Here is a 15243-nt window from a genome sequence, read left to right as displayed (position 1 = left end):
CCGCGCATCGGCGCAGGTGAGGGGGCTTCGTCATGGTGAGTGCGATCGTGGAGCCGGCGGGAATCGAACCCGCGTCCGATCGTGCGGAGCCAGGGCTTCTCCGGGCGCAGTCCGTGAAGGCGTGTTCTCAGTCCCGACGCTCACACGGACACGTCGTCGACGGACTCAGTCACTCTGAGGTGTTCACCCAGCCTCGGTGACCAAGGCTGGCAGCAGTGGCTCCTTCGATGATGGAACGATCCGGGTCAGGAGCACTCCCGGGGTTCCAGACTGCTGTCGCTGATCAGGCAGCGAGAGCGAAGTCAGTGCGCTTGGGTTCGGCACTTGTTGGTTTCCAGAGGACGTTTACGAGATGACTCTGGCTTCTCGGCCCGCTTCCCCTCGCTGGACAACGACCGTCGAAACCGATCGGCCCCTGGCGTGGGTCATGCATGACTGGCGACGGCTCAGGGCCGTCTTCGCACTCACACTGTTCAGTTGTCAATCAACCCACCGGTGCGAGGCTCTCGCCGTAGCACCGTGGATCGAGTCTACCGCGCTGCCCACCGCGCGGCCAGGTGATTTTCGTCCGCCCAGTGCAGACCCATGAATCGGCGGTGCAGAACGGCTGGCGGGCACGGAGGCGGAAGGGCCCGCAGTCGGGCCCACACGGAAGCTCAGACCAGCTCGCGCTGGCGCATGGCACGCTGCGCCTCCCGCATGTCCTGCTTCTCGCGCAGGGTCTGGCGCTTGTCCCATTCCTTCTTGCCGCGGGCCAGGCCGATCAGCACCTTCGCGTGCGAGCCCAGGAAGTACATCTCCAGCGGCACGATCGTGTAGCCCTTCTCCCGGGACTTGCTGGCGAGCTTCTCGATCTCCCGCTTGTGCAGCAGCAGCTTGCGCTTGCGTCGCGCCGCGTGGTTGGTCCATGTGCCCTTGACGTACGGGGCGATGTGGGCGTTGTCCATCCACACCTCGCCGCTCTCGACGTAGCAGTACCCGTCGATGAGCGACGCCCCACGATCCCGCAGGGACTTCACCTCGGTGCCGGTCAGGACGATCCCGGCCTCCCAGGTGTCATCGATGAAGTAGTCATGGCGAGCGCGCTTATTGGAGGCGATGAGCTTCTTCGCAGGGCCTTTCTGGGCACCGGCCTTCGCGCCGCCCTTGGCGTCCTTGGCCTTCTTCGCCGCCATCGCATCCTCCTGCACTCACCAGCTGATCAGCCCGGTCACTCAGGCGACCGGACCGCCCAGCCTACGTCGGCCCACCAATGGGCGCGACGCAATTCCCGTCCGGCGGGCGGTGGCTCACACGTACTTGGTGGGGTCGACCGCCGTACCGTCCTCATGGATCTCGAAATGCAGGTGGCAGCCAGTGGACCCTCCGGTGTTCCCCACGTAGCCGACGGTCTGCCCGGCCGAGACCTGCGCCCCCACGGGCACCGCGAAACCCTGCAGGTGATGGTAGGAGCTGGTCATCAGGCGTCCGTTGACGATGCCGTGGCTGAGGATCAGCTTGTTGCCGGCCGCGGAGTTATAGGTCCGCGCAATCACGCGTCCGGAGTGCGTCGCACCCACCGGGGTGCCGCAGCCGACCGGGAAGTCCACGCCCGAGTGCAGCTTGCGCGTGCCGTAGATCGGGTGGACGCGCCAGCCGAAGTTCGAGCTAATGCGGGAGTTGACGGGCAGCACCCATCCACCGCCCTGATTCGACGACCCCGGCGCGCCACCCGGGTTCGACGGCGCTGAACCGCCGTTGGAGCCACCCGAATCACCTCGCGAGGAACCGCCGCGCGAGCTGGAATTCTGCGCTTCGCGCTCTCGCTGTTGGCGCTCGCGCTCGAGGCGCTCTTCGCGCTCCCGCTCCTGGCGGGCGAGCTCCTCGATCTCCGTATCGAGAGTGGAGCTGCGGGTCTCCAGCGCACGCTGATCACCTTCGTGCTTCTTCTTCTGCTCCTCGAGATCATCGCGCTGCTGCTGCTGATCGGAATACAGGTCATCGAGCGCCTGCTTCGCCTCGCGCGCTTCCTCCTCCGCAGTGGACTTGCGTTCCACCGCTTCCTCCGCATCCTCCTTGAGCTCGCGGATCTCTTTGCGCACCGCGGTGAGACGATCCGAGGAGTTCTCGTTGACGGTCTGGTCCTCCCGCAGGGAGTCCAAGCGGGTGCTCTGCGAGGACATCGTCAGGCGGTAGTTCATCGACCGATCCACCGCATCCTGCGGGCTCTTGCCCCCCACGTAGACGCTGGAGGGGCTGGGAGGGCCGCTGCCCTTATAGGCGTCCAGAGCCACTCCTGCCAGCTCGCTGCTGGAGGATTCGACCTCTCCGCGGCCCTCCTCCACCTCCTGGGTGAGCTCGCGCTCCTCCTCCTGCGCGGTCTCCAGGCGCTCGCCCACCTTGCGGTCCTCTTCACGAGCTTCCTCGAGTTCGGCCTGCGCCTCCTCAAGGTCCTGCTGCGCCTGCGGGATCAGCAGTTCGGTCTCCGCCAGCGCGATGTAGGTGTCCGCCAGCTCCGCGCTGACGTCATCGAGCTCGATCCGCAGGTCCTCGAGCTGCTGCTGAATCTCGTCACGCTCGGCGATCTTGTCGTCCTTCGTACCGTCGGCCAGGGCCGGGGCAGAGGGAGCGGCGAGCACGGGAAGCACCACCAGGGAAGCGGAGGCGAGGACCGACAGGCCACGACTCAGGTAGTTCGCGTTCATCTCACACCTTGAGGTAACGGTTGAGGGAGACCACCGAAGAGGCGATCGACAACAGGGTACCGAGGACGATCAGCGCCGGAGCCAACCACAGCAGATCCGAGACGCTGATCGTGATGAGGGTCTGCCCAAGCGTGGGTGCCAGCCAGCCTTGGACGATGTAGTGCAGGCCCACCCACAGCATGCCGGAGGCGATCAAGCCTCCGATCGCGGCAGCGACCGCACCCTCCAACAGGAACGGCAGACGGATGAAGAGGTTCGAGGCGCCCACCAGACGCATGATCGCGATCTCGCGACGCCGGTTCGCCACAGACATGCGGATCGTCGTGGCCACCAGCAGCACCGCGGCGACGAGCATCAGCACGGCCAGCCCGAGCGCGAACACGGTGGACTGGTTGAGCACATCAATAAACGGGGCGAAGGCGCTCAGCAAGTCGGTGACCTCATCCACGCCGTCACGGCCCTGGAAGAACTCCACCACCGCCGCGGATTCCTCCGCGTTCGTCAAGGTGATGTGGAAGGAGACGGGCATGTCCTCTTCGGTGAAGTTCGAGACGAAGCCCTCGCCGGCGAACTGCTCCTGGTAGATCGCGAGTGCCTCCTCCTGGCTGCGCTCGGTGTACGAGGAGATGTAGGGGGAGAGCACATCGCCTTCGAGCGCTTGGCGGGCCGATTCGATCTGGGCGTCGGTGGCCGGGCCGCCCGCGCACGACGCGGAGGTGGAGTGCGGTGAGCACATGAAGATGGTGACCTGGGACTGCTCGACCAGGGTCGCCTTCATGTCCAGGATTTGCTTCTGCATCAGTGCGCCCACGCCCACGAAGGTCAGCGACACGGCGGTGACGATGATGACGGAGACGACCATGGCGATATTGCGCCACAGACCGGTGACGATCTCCCCCAGGATGTAGCGGGCCCTCATCGGCCGATCCCCTCCTCGGTGTCGAGGGGCTCCTCGGCGAAGGCGTCGGCGTCCATGTCGGCGCCGAGCTCTGCGGCGTCCATCGGCAGATCCTCATCCAGCACGTCGCCGTCGCCCGTTTCTGGGTCCGTGAGGTCCCGCGGGTCCTGCTCGAGGTCCTCGGAGTCATCGGGCTGATTGCCGGAGATCACGGAGACCGCAGCCTGCGTCTCGTAGCGGCCGGCCTCCTCGTCACGGACCACCACCCCGTCGACCATCTCGACCACGCGGCGGCGCATCCGGTCCACGGCGCTCGCATCATGGGTGGCCATGACGACGGTGGTGCCGCGCTCGTTGATCTCCCCCAGCAGGCCCAGGATCCCTTCCGCGGTGGCGGGATCGAGGTTTCCGGTGGGCTCATCGGCCAGCAGGATCGAGGGGCGGTTGACGTAGGCGCGGGCGATCGCCACCCGCTGCTGCTCACCGCCGGAGAGCTCATGCGGGAAGCGCTTGCCCTTGTCCTCCAGGCCCACCATCTCGAGCACCTCCGGGACCAGGCGGCGCACCACCTTGCGGGGCGTCCCGATCACCGCAAGCGCGAACTCGATGTTCTGGTACGCGGTCTTCGAGGGCAGCAGACGGAAGTCCTGGAACACCATCCCGATGTCACGCCGCAGCGCCGGCACGCGGCGAGAGGGGATGCGGGAGAGGTCCTTTCCCGCGACGTACACGGTGCCGCGCGTGGGGGCGACCTCTTTGAGGACCATGCGCATGAGCGTGGACTTGCCGGAGCCGGAGGCGCCGACGAGGAAGACGAACTCGCCGCGGGAGAACTCGATATCGAGGTTCTCGACCGCGGGACGCTGTCCACGCAGGTACGTCTTGGTGACGTCGTCGAAACGGATCAACTGCAGCCTGTTTTCTCCGAGGGGAAGGTGTCCATCTCAGAGTAGGGGCCGAGCTCTCCGATTCCTGCGACCTAGGACGCACTACCCGGTCAAAACATGGTCAAGGCGTCAAGATTCGGTCAACACTGCACGTGGCACGCGAGACGGTGGGGGCAGTGAATGCCGACGCCGCGGATCACTCCGCGGGCTTGCCCTGCTCGGCGCGCCACCGGATCCCGGCGTCGATGAACCCATCGATCTCGCCGTCGAACACCGAGGCGGGGTTGCCCTCCTGGTACTCGGTGCGCAGGTCCTTCACCATCTGGTACGGATTCAGCACGTAGGAGCGCATCTGGTCACCCCAGGAAGCCTTGACGTCTCCGGCGAGCTCCTTGCGCTCTGCGGCCTCCTGCTCCTTCTTCAGCAGCAGCAGGCGGGACTGCATGACGCGCAGCGCTGCAGCGCGGTTCTGGATCTGCGACTTCTCATCCTGCATGGACACGACGATGCCGGTGGGCAGGTGGGTCATGCGTACGGCGGAGTCGGTGGTATTCACGCTCTGCCCGCCGGGGCCGGAGGAACGGAAGACATCGACCTTCAGCTCGTTCTCGGGGATCTCGATGTGGTCGGTGGACTCGATCAGCGGGATCACCTCGACCGCTGCGAAGGAGGTCTGGCGGCGGCCCTGGTTGTCGAAGGGGCTGATGCGCACCAGACGGTGCGTGCCGCCCTCGACGGACAGGGTGCCGTAAGCGTAGGGGGCGGAGACCTCGAAGGTGACGGACTTCAGGCCCGCCTCCTCCGCATAGGAGGTGTCCATCACCTTGGTGGAGTAGCCCTTGTTCTCCGCCCAGCGCACGTACATGCGCAGCAGCATCTCCGCGAAGTCCGCAGCATCCACCCCACCGGCGCCGGCGCGGATGGTGATCACGGCGTTGCGCTCGTCATACTCGCCCGACAGCAGGGTGCGGACCTCGAGTTCGTCGAGGGACTTGTGGATGCTCGCAAGCTCCTGCTCCGCCTCGGCGAGGGTGTCAGCGTCATCCTCCTCGGCGGCGAGCTCGACCATCACCTCGAGGTCCTCGATACGGCTGGCCAGCTCAGAGATGCGGCGCCGTTCGGCCTGCGCGTGGGACAGCGCGGCGGTGACCTTCTGGGCGTTCTCCACGTCATCCCAGAGGTCTTGGGCGGAGGCCTCCTGCTCGAGCTGCTCGATGCGCGCATCGAGCGCCGCCACATCCGTCACCTGTTCGATCGAGGACAGGGTGGAGCGGAGCTGGGGGATCTCTTCAGAGAAGTCGATGGAAGCCACGAGAGGAGAGTCTACGGCAGGGGGCCGCCCGAGCCGGTGGGGTGGGTGGCGATCCACACCGCGATCTGCTCGCCGGCCTCCTCCAGCAGCTGGGCACCGTGGGCGAGGGCGCGCTCCGCCGAGCCAGCCAGCTTTGTGAGGTCGGTGGCGTGACTGACGCCGAGATCGGCGAGCTGGCGCGGATCCAGGGTGATCCGTCCGGCAACAGCCGCGAGCGGCAGGTCGCGGGCGCGGGCACGGCGCGCCACCTCGGCGGGGCCCTTGCCCTGGAGGGTCTGTGCATCGAGCTTCCCCTCCCCCGTCACCACGACGTCGGCGCGCTCGAGAAGCTGATCGAACCCGGTCAGCTCCAGCAGAGCCTCGGCGCCCGAGCGTTGGCGGGCACCGAGAGCAAGCAGCGCCGCCCCCGTGCCTCCGGCCGCGCCGGCCCCCGGACGGGCGGCGAGCTCGCCGGATGCATCCAGCAGGCGGCCGGCCTGGGCGAGGATCTGATCGGCAGAGGCGATCTCGTGGGGCTGCAGTCCTTTCTGGGGTCCGAACACGGCGGCGGCGCCGTCGGGCCCGGTGAGCGGGCTGTCCACATCGGTGAGGACAACAAGGGTGACGCCGTCCAGAGCTCTGCGTGCGGGCGCGAGGTCGACGTCGGCAAGGTGGGAGAGTCCCTGCAGGCCGGGCGGAATGTCGTGGCCCTGGGCGTCGAGCAGCCGGGCTCCGAGGGCCTGGAGCAGCCCGGCCCCGGCGTCGGTGGAGGCGCTGCCGCCAAGGCCCACCTGGATGGTGCGGGCACCGGCATCGGCGGCGGCGCGGATCAGCTCACCGAGTCCGGCCGTGGAGGCGGTGTGCGGGGCGAGCTCTCCGCCGGGCAGGGCCTGCAGACCCACGGTGCTGGCGAGCTCGAGGACAGCGGTGCGCTCACGCACGGCGTAGCGAGCCTCGTGCGGCGCTCCGGTGGGTCCGGTGACGGTGGCGGTGCGCTCAGTGAAGCCGGCGGCGAGCGCGGCATCGACCGTGCCATCTCCTCCGTCGGCGATCGGGCAGGTCAGCACCTCGAGATGGGGATCTGTGGCGGTGATCCCGTGGCGCAGCGCCGCAGCCACCTGGGCGGCACTCAGGGTGCCTTTGAACTTGTCGGGGGCGAGCAGGATGGTGCGGGTCATCGGGCGCGGGCCTCTCCAGTGACGGTCAGCGGAATCGTCATCCCGGTCTCCCGGCTGAACCAGCTGAGCAGGGGCGGGTGCGCTCGGGCGGCGAGCACGACATGCACGGTCCCATCGGCCGCAACCGTCACCCCGAGGATCTCCACTCCCTCGACCCGGTCGCTGTCGAGGGGATAGGCGGCCAGGTGATCAGCAGCGGCCTGCCGCGCTTCGGGTGGCGAGATGACGCTGCCCTCTCCGGCGCGGTAGATCTCGGAGGGGTCCACCGCCTGGGAGGCGGCGAGGGCTGCGGCGTCCGCGGCATGCTGCAGGCCGTTGCGCTCTAGCTGAACACCGGTCACCGCGGTGCCCACGGCGATGACCATGAGCAGCACCACGAGCACGCCCGTGGTCAGGATGGTCATCGACCCGGAGGTGCCTGCGATCCGCTCCCGCAGGCGCGCCAGATGCTCGCTCATGGCTCCACCTGCCGGTACTGGTCCACCTCGAGCAGGTGGGAGGCGCCGACGGACACCGGGCCCACATCCCCCAGGATCATGCCGAGCCCGGGCACGGGCACGGGAATTCTCACCTGCACGCCGACGGTCCCGCCGGGGGTCGCGCAGGGGTCCTTGCTGCAGGACACCTCGGTCACGTCACTGCTGGCCAGGCCGTAGTCCTCGAGGATCAGCGCCGTGTGCGCCTGGGCGCGCTGCTGAGCCCGCGCCGGATCCTGCTCCATCGCGTGGATCCGAGCCACGTCACGCGAGATGGTGTCGGCGGCGAATGCAGCTGCTTGAACGTTGCCGAGCGTGAGCACGAGGTACAGCGAGGGGATCAGCAGCGCCGCGGAGAGCACCACGAACTCCACGAGCGCATTGCCCCGCTCGGCGCGCAGCAGGCGCAGGCGCAGTGGACGTATTGGGCGCAGATGCCGCCCACGGGGTAGCGGGCGCGCGCGGTGCTCCCGACGCGGTCGTGCAGGTCCGCTCTCCAGTAATGCCGGTGGGCTCTCCAGCAGTGCCGGTGGGCTCTCCAGCAGTGCCGGTGGGCGCTCCTGCATTGCCGGTGGGTGCTCCAGCATTGATCGGGTTCGTGGGGAGTCGTGCTGCATCACCACGCCTCCTCATCCAGCGCCCTGCCGTCCACACGCAGGGAGCCGGCAGGCCCGAACAGCCCGACCAGCGGAAGCGTGGCCGTGACCTCCACCCGGATCATCCCGTCGGCGTCCTGCGCCGCGGTGGCCTCGGCAGCGAAGCTATCCCCGAAACGCTGGGCGATGAGCTCCTCCGCGCGCTGCGCACCGTCGGAGGGATCCGAGCCCTCGAGGGAGGCGTGCCGCGCCCCCTGCACCGCCGCGTCGATGAGCGAGTTGCGGGTGTGGATGATCAGCGCGGACTGGACGATGAGCAGGGCGGTCATCACGATGAGCACCGCGATCATCGGGAACTCGGCGACCGCCGAGCCCCGGTCATCGCGCAGGCGCTCACGCCATCGGCGGAGCTGCGCTGCACGCTGCTGGGCAGAGCTCGTCATGCGCGTGGCTCAGAGGCTGCCGCCGAGGAACGGCGCCATCGCGTTCTCGAAGATCTGCACGATCTGCTCGCTGGCCACCGCCCACAGGGCCACGACGATCCCGGCGGTCATGAGGGTGATCAGCACCCAGCCGGGCACGTCACCGCGGTCTGAGTTCAGGCGCGCTGCCAGTCGGGATGCGAGGCGGGCGGTAGCCGGGCCGAGACCATTGCGGCCACGGGTCAAAGCGGCTGGAGTGCGCTGCAGGCGGGTGCGGTGGACGGTCATGATGCTCTCCTTCGGTCGTGAGATGACTCTGTATCGGCTGATGAATGGTCTGGTCGGTGGTGAATGGTCTGGGCGGTCGATTGGGTGGTCTGGGGGCTACGGCTCGGGTCGGTGACGCGCGGGCTAGAGGGAGATCTCCAGCACCGCGAGGCCAGGGAAGATCGCGAAGATGATCACCAGCGGCAGGACGAAGAACACCACCGGAACCAGCATGAAGATCTCCCTCTGACCGGCGAGTTCCATGAGGTCGCGCTTGGATGCTTCACGGGCATCCTGTGCCTGGGCGCGCAGCACCTCGGCGAGCGGGGTGCCGCGCTCGATCGCGATGGATACGCCTTCGCCGAACCGGTTCAGTGCCTCCAGCGGGGTGCGAGCTCCCAGGGAGGCGAGGGCCTGGGCGATGCTGGTTCCGGAGCGGATATCCGCGACGGTGGCCGCGAACTCGTCGGGCAGTGCCCCGTGGGAGGTGCGGGCCACGCGTTCCATAGCGGCGATCGGACTTTCCCCTGCTGCCACGGCCAGGGCCAGCAGGTCCGCGACGGTGGGGAATTCGCGGGCCATGCGGGAGGCGCGGCGCTTGATCTCCACGCCCAGCAGGTAGTCGCGCAGCAGCACGCCGCTGAGCGCTCCCAGGGCCACGATGACCAGGCCCAGCAGTGGGCTCGCGCCACGCAGGGTGATCGCGGCGAGGGCCACCACCAGCCCGAGCACCAGGCCGATGGCTCCCAGCACCACCTGTTCGACCCGGAAGGAGTCGGTGCTGATGCGGCGCCCGGCCAGGCGCAGTCGGCGCTCGAGCTGCTCCGCTCCCCCGGTGAGCCGTTCGAGGATGCCGATCCCCTTGGCCGCGACCGGGCCGAGCAGGTTCTCCACCACCACGCGAGTGCGCCCACGCCGCCGTGGGGTGCCCAGCAGCGCAGCCGAGGGGGCACGGCGTAGGTAGGGGTCGATGCGCACATCGAGATCGCGCGTGCGCAGACCGGGCAGGCGGCTGAGGACGAGCCACAGCCCGACGCCGAGCACCAGGCCCAGCAGCATGCCCGCAAGAACGTCACCGGTGAGGCTCATCGCAGCACCCGCTCATCCTGGGGCAGGCGAGCGATCAGAAGCATCACCCGGTAGGCGATCACGGACACCCCGGCCCCGGTGATGATCAGAACCAGCCCGGCGCTGGAGTCATAGGCCTGGGCCGCTTCCGGGCGGGTGGCCATGAGGGCGAGCACCACCCAGGGAGCCACCAGCGCGAGCCGGGCGGCGTTCACGGTCCAGGACTGCCGAGCCTCGAGCTCGGCGCGGGTACGGGCGTCTTCGCGCAGGAAGGCGGACAGGGTGCGCAGCAGACCGCCGAGATCTGTTCCGCCCACATCGCGAGTGATGCGCAGGGCCTCGACGATACGGTCACCCACCGGATCCGCCAGGCGAATCTTGAGCCGATCCAGGCTCGCGGCGAAGTCGCCGCTGGCCTGGTAGTCAAGCGAGAACTCGGCGAAGGCCGGGCGCAGCTCCTCCGGGCCCTTATGGCTGAGCTGAACCAGGGCCTCCGGCAGGGACAGGCCGGCGCGGACTGCGGAGTTGATGTGGTCCACCGCCTCCGGCCACACCTCACGCATCGCCGTGGTGCGCCGTCGGGCCGCTCCGCGCAGCACGAGCACCGGGATGATCGAACTGACCAGCCCGATCGCGAGCGCGGGCACCACGGCGCTGGAGATCGCCCACAGGACAGCTGCGACCACCAGCCCGAAGCCGGCGCTGAGGGCCGGCACCGCGGCGGGCGGCACGGTGCCGAGCCCCACTTTCACCAGGTCATCGCGCAGATCATCCATCGCCCGGGCCAGGGGGCCGCGGCGTGCGGGGCGGTCCTCCTGCTCCCACATCGACCACCAGATCGACAGCAGGCCCAGTCCCGCGATGAGCCCCAGGAACGCGCCGTCACTCATGCCGCCACCTGCCGTCCCAGCAGGGCGCTCAGGTCATAGCCCGCCTGGGCGAAGCGCTCGGCATGCGGCGGGTGCCCCTGGCTGCGCGCGAGCTTGCCCTCGCGCAGGGCGAACACCTCGGTGATCTCGATGACCTCATCCTCGACGCGTCCCGAGAGCGCGACGATTTCCCGGACGCGCCGTCGACCATCCGGAAGAATGTCCAGGTGCACAACGAGGTCGATGGCGCTTGCGACCGTGGGGACCACGAAGCGGCTGGAGACGTTCTCCCCGGCGAGCAACGGGAGAGTGCACAGCTTCGTCACGGCATCGCGGGCGGAGTTCGCGTGGATCGACGCGAGCCCCGGCAGACCGCTGTTCAGAGCGATCAGCATGTCCAGGCTCTCGGCCTCACGCACCTCGCCGACGATGATGCGGCTGGGCCGCATGCGCAGCGCCTCTTTGACCAGGCGGCGCATGGAGATCTCCCCGGTGCCTTCGAGGTTCGCCTGGCGCGTCTGCATCGCGACCACGTCCCGCAGCGCGAGGTTCAGTTCGAAGACCTCTTCGATGGTCACCACGCGTTCGCGCGGTCCGATCGACTGGGCGAGGCAGCGCAGGAAGGTGGTTTTGCCTGCCCCTGTACTGCCGGAGGCGATGAGGTTCAGCCCGGAGGCGATCGCCGCATCGAGGAACGCTGCCGCCTGCGGGGTCAGCGAGCCGAGCGCCACGAGCCCCTCGAGGTCATGGGCCTTGGCGACGAATTTGCGGATGTTGATCGCCCAGTGCGCCCGGGTGACCGAGGGGATGACCACGTGCAGGCGCGACCCGTCGGGCAGCAGCGCATCCACGAACGGGGTGGACAGGTCCAGGCGCCGCCCGGAGCTGACCAGCATCCGTTCCACGATCCCGCGCACCTCGTCGTCGCTGAGCACAATGGTGGTCAGCTCGCTGCGGCCGTTGCGTGCGACAAAGACCTCCGATGGCGAGTTCAACCATATTTCCTCGATCACCGGATCATCGATCAGCTCCTGCAGCGGCCCGAATCCGCCGATCCGGGCGGCGACCTCAGCGACGACGGTGTCCTCATCGGCCCGCAGTACGGGCACCTCACCTGAGGAGGAGCGGCGATCGTAGTCGGCGAGGACCTCGCGGATCAGCGGCTCGAGCTGATCGGCCCGCGCGTCCAGACCGCGTCGGCGGATCAGCTCGCGCGACTCCTCCTCGATGACGGCGACAGCGTCCACCCCTCATCCCCTTCCTGGCGACGTCGACTCCCTGCGACACATGACGCACAGCCCCACGCTGCACGTGATGCAGATCGCATCTCCGTGGACACTGTAGGGGTACGAGGGCCGTCGTGTGGGACGATCCCCGCCGCTTGTGGATAACTCTTCAGACCTCTGCGCATGGCAAGATGGCTGCCGACCGCCGCGTCCCGCCTGATCCCCCAGGAGCATCCATGGCCGACTCCTCCACCTCCACCGATGACTCACAAAAGCTGAGCGGGTCCACCGTGAAGTACATGGCCAAGCGGGTCCTGTCCGAGTTCATGAAGGACCAGGGCACCGACCAGGCTGCGAAGCTCACCTACTTCATGGTGCTGTCCATCGCGCCGACGCTGCTGGCCATGTTCTCGCTGGCCACACTGCTGCTGGCGGACCTGAAGGATCAGATCGCAGACATGCTCGTGGATCTGGTGAACTCCGCCGCCGGCGGCAGCGGGCTCGGGGCCGATGACGCGATCCGCGACACCGTGAACTCGCTGATGGGCTCTGCCACGGGCGGCACGATCGCGCTGATCATCGGTATCGCCACCGCCCTGTGGTCCGCCTCGGCGTACATCAAGGCCTACGGGCGCGTGGCCAACCTGATCTACGAGATCCCCGAGGGCCGCGGCGCGATCAAGATGAACGGCACCATGCTGCTGCTGACGCTCGCGATGATCCTGGGGATGCTGGCGATCATGATCTCCCTGCTGCTGTCGCAGACCATCGTGGAGGGCCTGCTGGGGCCGATCGCCTCCACCATCGGCGCCACCGGGCTGCTGGAATTCCTCACCGAATCCTTCCTGCCCATCTGGACGTGGGCGAAGTGGCCGGTGATCCTCGTGCTCGCCTTCGCGCTGATCTCCCTGCTGTACTGGGGCGCCCCGAACATCGAAAAGCCTTACCGCTTCATCTCCCCCGGCGGCGTGTTCGCGATCCTCGGCGTGATCATCGCAGCGGTGGCGCTGAGCATCTACATGGCAACCGTGGCCGGCTACTCCAGCTACGGCGCGATCGGCGGTGTGATGGCGGTGCTGTTCGCCCTGTGGGTGATGAACATCGTGATCGTGATCGGCACCGAGGTCGATGCGGAGTTCGAACGGGCCCAGGAGCTCGAGTCCGGGCGCCCCGCGGAGAAGTCCCTGACGCTGCCGCTGCGGGAGGATGCCGCCGCGATCAAGGCCGATGAGAAGCACGAGCAGATCGTCGACGAGGGCCGCGATATCCGCCTGCGGAACCTCCACCATGACCGTGAGGCGTATACCGGCGAGGACAGCCGCCTGAGCCCGCAGCGCGAACCGGGCATCGATACCGGTACCGCAAGCGACCAGAACGCCGCGCCGGAGTCGGCGGAGGATTCATCGCAGGGTTCCGCGGACCGTTCGCGGGACGCCTGAGATGTGCGGGCGCTTCGCCTTCTTCCAGGAGATCGAGCCGCTGGTCGATGACCTGAAGGCGGTGGATCTGGCGGATCCGCATCTGCGCGATCGCTGGAGCATTCCGCCCACGGCACCGATCTACGTGGTCACCGAATCGGTGGACCGCGACTCCGGGGAGGTGTTGCGTGCACTGCGGATCGCCCGCTGGGGACTGCTGGCCCCGTTCGCGAAGGATGTCTCGTTCTCCTCGCGGACCTTCAACGCGCGGCGGGAGAGTCTGGAGGACAAGCCCAGCTTCCGCGGGTCTCTTGCGCGCTACCGGGCGATCATCCCGATGGACGGGTATTACGAGTGGGTGCGTGGCCCGCAGGGTGCGCGCAAGCAGCCGTTCTTCATCGCCCGGCAGGACGGCTCCCCGCTGTTCATGGCGGGCCTGGTGTCCTGGTGGAAGGGGCCCGGTGGCCATGACGGTCCCGCCGCGAGCGAGGATGGTGCCTTCCTGCTCTCGGCCACGATCATCACCCGCGAAGCCACCGAGGATCTGCGCGAGATCCACGACCGCACCCCGGTGATGCTCCCACGCGAGCAGGTCGATGCATGGCTGGATCCGCAGATGGATGACCGGCACGCCGCCGCGGACTGGATCCGCGAGGACTCCCACCTGATGGATGATGCTCTGCTGATGGTGCGGGAGGTGGACCCGGCGGTGGGAAAGGTGGGCAATGAGGGCCCCGAGCTGCTGGAGGGACCCCAGCGCCTGCTGTGACCCGTGCCTCGACCTGCTGCGCCGCATGTCCGACCGGGGGCGGACGTCCCGCCGCGCGGGCGCACCGTAATCTCGACGCATGAGCGATCCGATGAGCCCTGATACGGCGCTGCCCTCGACGCAGCGTCCGGCTCGGGACCCCTTTCGCTGGATCATCGAGCATCCCACCACCGTGGACCTCATCATCTTTGGCGGCGCGAGCCTGCTGGTGCTGCTGTTCTCCCTGGTCACCGGGACGACGAGTTGGTGGACGCTGTTCAGCGTCCCGATGATCGCCGCCGGCCCGCTGTGCCGCACCCGGCCCCTGCTGGGGGTGATCATCATCGGTGCCCTCGCCGTGGCCCATGTGGTCGTGAACGTGCCAGTCGTCATCGGCGACGTCATGACGTTCTACGCCATGTTCTGCGCCATCGCGTACGGCACCACCGCCGCGCACATCATCGGGATCTGCGCCGGTCTGCTGGGGGTGCTGGTCCAGGCCGTGCAGTGGGGCATCACCGCGACGGTGGGCGAGTACGGCAGCCCCCTCGCGGGCCTGGTCACCTTCGGCGGGCTGATGGTGGTGGGCACCATTTCCGTGATCGCGGTGTGGGCGGTGGCGAACCTGCAGCGCGCCCGGATGCGCGAGGTCGCTCTGCATCGTGATCGGGCCGAGCAGGCGGTGCGCGAGCGCGAGCAGCGCACTGCCCTCGCCGTCGCCGATGAGCGGGCGCGGATCGCCCGGGAGATGCATGACGTGGTCGCGCACTCGCTGTCGGTGATCATCGCGCAGGCCGATGGCGGCCGGTTCGTCGCCTCGCAGGATCCGCAGCGGGCCAGAGAGGTGCTGGGCACCATCGGGCAGACCGGGCGGGCAGCGCTCGCGGATATGCGGTCCTTGCTCGGAGTGCTGCGGCAGGAGGAGGAGACGAGCTTCGGTCCCCAGCCGGGCCCGGAGATGCTCGATGAGCTGGTGGAGCGTGTGCGCAGTGCCGGGCTGCCGGTCACCCTCGAGCGCACGGGGCCGCTGGATGATCTCCCGCAGGCACTGGGACTGTCCCTGTTCCGCCTGGTACAGGAGTCGCTGACCAATGTGCTCAAGCACGCCGGTCCCGAGGCGGCGGCGAGCGTGCGCATCGACCGCACCGCCGAGCAGCTGATGATCGAGGTCATCGATGACGGTCAGGGGACCGACCCTGCGGCCGATGGGCAGGG

The 15243-nt window shown here is 68.3% G+C and carries 16 protein-coding genes and 1 other RNA gene; 3 read left to right on the top strand and 14 right to left on the bottom strand.

Annotated elements, in window-relative coordinates:
* Positions 1-45: 45 nt before the first annotated feature.
* From ssrA to CJ197_RS02050, 14 genes are all read right to left on the bottom strand, one after another.
* Positions 46-416: a transfer-messenger RNA gene (gene ssrA, locus CJ197_RS02120) on the bottom strand.
* Between the two features lie 240 nt (positions 417-656).
* Complete coding sequence (gene smpB / locus CJ197_RS02115) at positions 657-1175, bottom strand: SsrA-binding protein SmpB (RefSeq protein WP_102235114.1); 519 nt, start codon at positions 1173-1175, stop codon at positions 657-659.
* A 114-nt stretch (positions 1176-1289) separates the two neighbouring features.
* The gene (locus tag CJ197_RS02110; protein ID WP_102235113.1) at positions 1290-2684 is read right to left on the bottom strand and encodes a M23 family metallopeptidase; all 1395 of its coding nucleotides are present in this window, start codon (positions 2682-2684) and stop codon (positions 1290-1292) included.
* 1 nt (position 2685) lies between these two features.
* Positions 2686-3603 (bottom strand): permease-like cell division protein FtsX, encoded by a 918-nt coding sequence (gene ftsX / locus CJ197_RS02105; protein ID WP_102235112.1) that lies wholly within the window; start codon positions 3601-3603, stop codon positions 2686-2688.
* Positions 3600-4490 (bottom strand): cell division ATP-binding protein FtsE, encoded by an 891-nt coding sequence (gene ftsE / locus CJ197_RS02100; protein ID WP_102235111.1) that lies wholly within the window; start codon positions 4488-4490, stop codon positions 3600-3602. The genes ftsX and ftsE overlap by 4 nt, the downstream gene beginning before the upstream one ends.
* A 175-nt stretch (positions 4491-4665) precedes the next feature.
* Positions 4666-5781 (bottom strand): peptide chain release factor 2, encoded by a 1116-nt coding sequence (gene prfB / locus CJ197_RS02095; protein WP_102235262.1) that lies wholly within the window; start codon positions 5779-5781, stop codon positions 4666-4668.
* An 11-nt stretch (positions 5782-5792) separates the two neighbouring features.
* Positions 5793-6938, bottom strand: a complete 1146-nt coding sequence (locus tag CJ197_RS02090) for a glycerate kinase (RefSeq protein WP_102235110.1) — start codon at positions 6936-6938, stop codon at positions 5793-5795.
* Positions 6935-7396 carry a pilus assembly protein TadG-related protein gene (locus tag CJ197_RS02085; protein ID WP_102235109.1) on the bottom strand — a complete coding sequence of 154 codons (462 nt, stop codon included), beginning with the start codon at positions 7394-7396 and terminating at the stop codon, positions 6935-6937. Before CJ197_RS02085 ends, CJ197_RS02090 begins: the two co-directional genes overlap by 4 nt.
* Positions 7393-7980 (bottom strand): hypothetical protein, encoded by a 588-nt coding sequence (locus tag CJ197_RS02080; protein ID WP_304528972.1) that lies wholly within the window; start codon positions 7978-7980, stop codon positions 7393-7395. Before CJ197_RS02080 ends, CJ197_RS02085 begins: the two co-directional genes overlap by 4 nt.
* 50 nt (positions 7981-8030) lie before the next feature.
* Positions 8031-8453, bottom strand: a complete 423-nt coding sequence (locus tag CJ197_RS02070; protein WP_146007685.1) for a TadE/TadG family type IV pilus assembly protein — start codon at positions 8451-8453, stop codon at positions 8031-8033.
* 9 nt (positions 8454-8462) lie between these two features.
* Entirely contained in the window at positions 8463-8720 is a 258-nt protein-coding gene (locus CJ197_RS02065) for a hypothetical protein (protein ID WP_102235108.1), read from the bottom strand.
* A 123-nt stretch (positions 8721-8843) separates the two neighbouring features.
* Positions 8844-9788: a type II secretion system F family protein gene (locus tag CJ197_RS02060; protein WP_102235107.1), complete on the bottom strand. Its 945-nt coding sequence runs from the start codon at positions 9786-9788 to the stop codon at positions 8844-8846.
* Entirely contained in the window at positions 9785-10657 is an 873-nt protein-coding gene (locus tag CJ197_RS02055; RefSeq protein WP_102235106.1) for a type II secretion system F family protein, read from the bottom strand. The genes CJ197_RS02060 and CJ197_RS02055 overlap by 4 nt, the downstream gene beginning before the upstream one ends.
* Positions 10654-11883 carry a CpaF family protein gene (locus tag CJ197_RS02050; RefSeq protein WP_102235105.1) on the bottom strand — a complete coding sequence of 410 codons (1230 nt, stop codon included), beginning with the start codon at positions 11881-11883 and terminating at the stop codon, positions 10654-10656. The genes CJ197_RS02055 and CJ197_RS02050 overlap by 4 nt, the downstream gene beginning before the upstream one ends.
* Before the next feature lie 215 nt (positions 11884-12098).
* On the opposite strand from CJ197_RS02050, the gene CJ197_RS02045 reads away from it, so the two are divergent.
* The 3 genes from CJ197_RS02045 to CJ197_RS02035 form a co-directional block, all read left to right on the top strand.
* Complete coding sequence (locus CJ197_RS02045) at positions 12099-13301, top strand: YihY/virulence factor BrkB family protein (RefSeq protein ID WP_102235104.1); 1203 nt, start codon at positions 12099-12101, stop codon at positions 13299-13301.
* Between the two features lies 1 nt (position 13302).
* Complete coding sequence (locus tag CJ197_RS02040) at positions 13303-14049, top strand: SOS response-associated peptidase (RefSeq protein WP_102235103.1); 747 nt, start codon at positions 13303-13305, stop codon at positions 14047-14049.
* A 79-nt stretch (positions 14050-14128) separates the two neighbouring features.
* Positions 14129-15243 (top strand): sensor histidine kinase (locus CJ197_RS02035; RefSeq protein WP_102235259.1); only part of this gene is annotated, 1115 nt, incomplete at its 3' end.

Source organism: Brachybacterium sp. UMB0905 (assembly GCF_002871795.1).
Classification (GTDB): domain Bacteria; phylum Actinomycetota; class Actinomycetes; order Actinomycetales; family Dermabacteraceae; genus Brachybacterium.
This window is presented reverse-complemented; position numbering and strand designations above follow the sequence as displayed.

What these genes read in the sequence shown, in the direction of transcription:
- smpB (WP_102235114.1), bottom strand. Translation starts at nt 1,175, where the DNA reads ATGGCGGCGAAGAAGGCCAAGGACGCCAAGGGCGGCGCGAAGGCCGGT.
- CJ197_RS02110 (WP_102235113.1), bottom strand. Translation starts at nt 2,684, where the DNA reads ATGAACGCGAACTACCTGAGTCGTGGCCTGTCGGTCCTCGCCTCCGCT.
- ftsX (WP_102235112.1), bottom strand. Translation starts at nt 3,603, where the DNA reads ATGAGGGCCCGCTACATCCTGGGGGAGATCGTCACCGGTCTGTGGCGC.
- CJ197_RS02090 (WP_102235110.1), bottom strand. Translation starts at nt 6,938, where the DNA reads ATGACCCGCACCATCCTGCTCGCCCCCGACAAGTTCAAAGGCACCCTG.
- CJ197_RS02085 (WP_102235109.1), bottom strand. Translation starts at nt 7,396, where the DNA reads ATGAGCGAGCATCTGGCGCGCCTGCGGGAGCGGATCGCAGGCACCTCC.
- CJ197_RS02080 (WP_304528972.1), bottom strand. Translation starts at nt 7,980, where the DNA reads ATGCAGGAGCGCCCACCGGCACTGCTGGAGAGCCCACCGGCACTGCTG.
- CJ197_RS02070 (WP_146007685.1), bottom strand. Translation starts at nt 8,453, where the DNA reads ATGACGAGCTCTGCCCAGCAGCGTGCAGCGCAGCTCCGCCGATGGCGT.
- CJ197_RS02065 (WP_102235108.1), bottom strand. Translation starts at nt 8,720, where the DNA reads ATGACCGTCCACCGCACCCGCCTGCAGCGCACTCCAGCCGCTTTGACC.
- CJ197_RS02060 (WP_102235107.1), bottom strand. Translation starts at nt 9,788, where the DNA reads ATGAGCCTCACCGGTGACGTTCTTGCGGGCATGCTGCTGGGCCTGGTG.
- CJ197_RS02055 (WP_102235106.1), bottom strand. Translation starts at nt 10,657, where the DNA reads ATGAGTGACGGCGCGTTCCTGGGGCTCATCGCGGGACTGGGCCTGCTG.
- CJ197_RS02045 (WP_102235104.1), top strand. Translation starts at nt 12,099, where the DNA reads ATGGCCGACTCCTCCACCTCCACCGATGACTCACAAAAGCTGAGCGGG.
- CJ197_RS02040 (WP_102235103.1), top strand. Translation starts at nt 13,303, where the DNA reads ATGTGCGGGCGCTTCGCCTTCTTCCAGGAGATCGAGCCGCTGGTCGAT.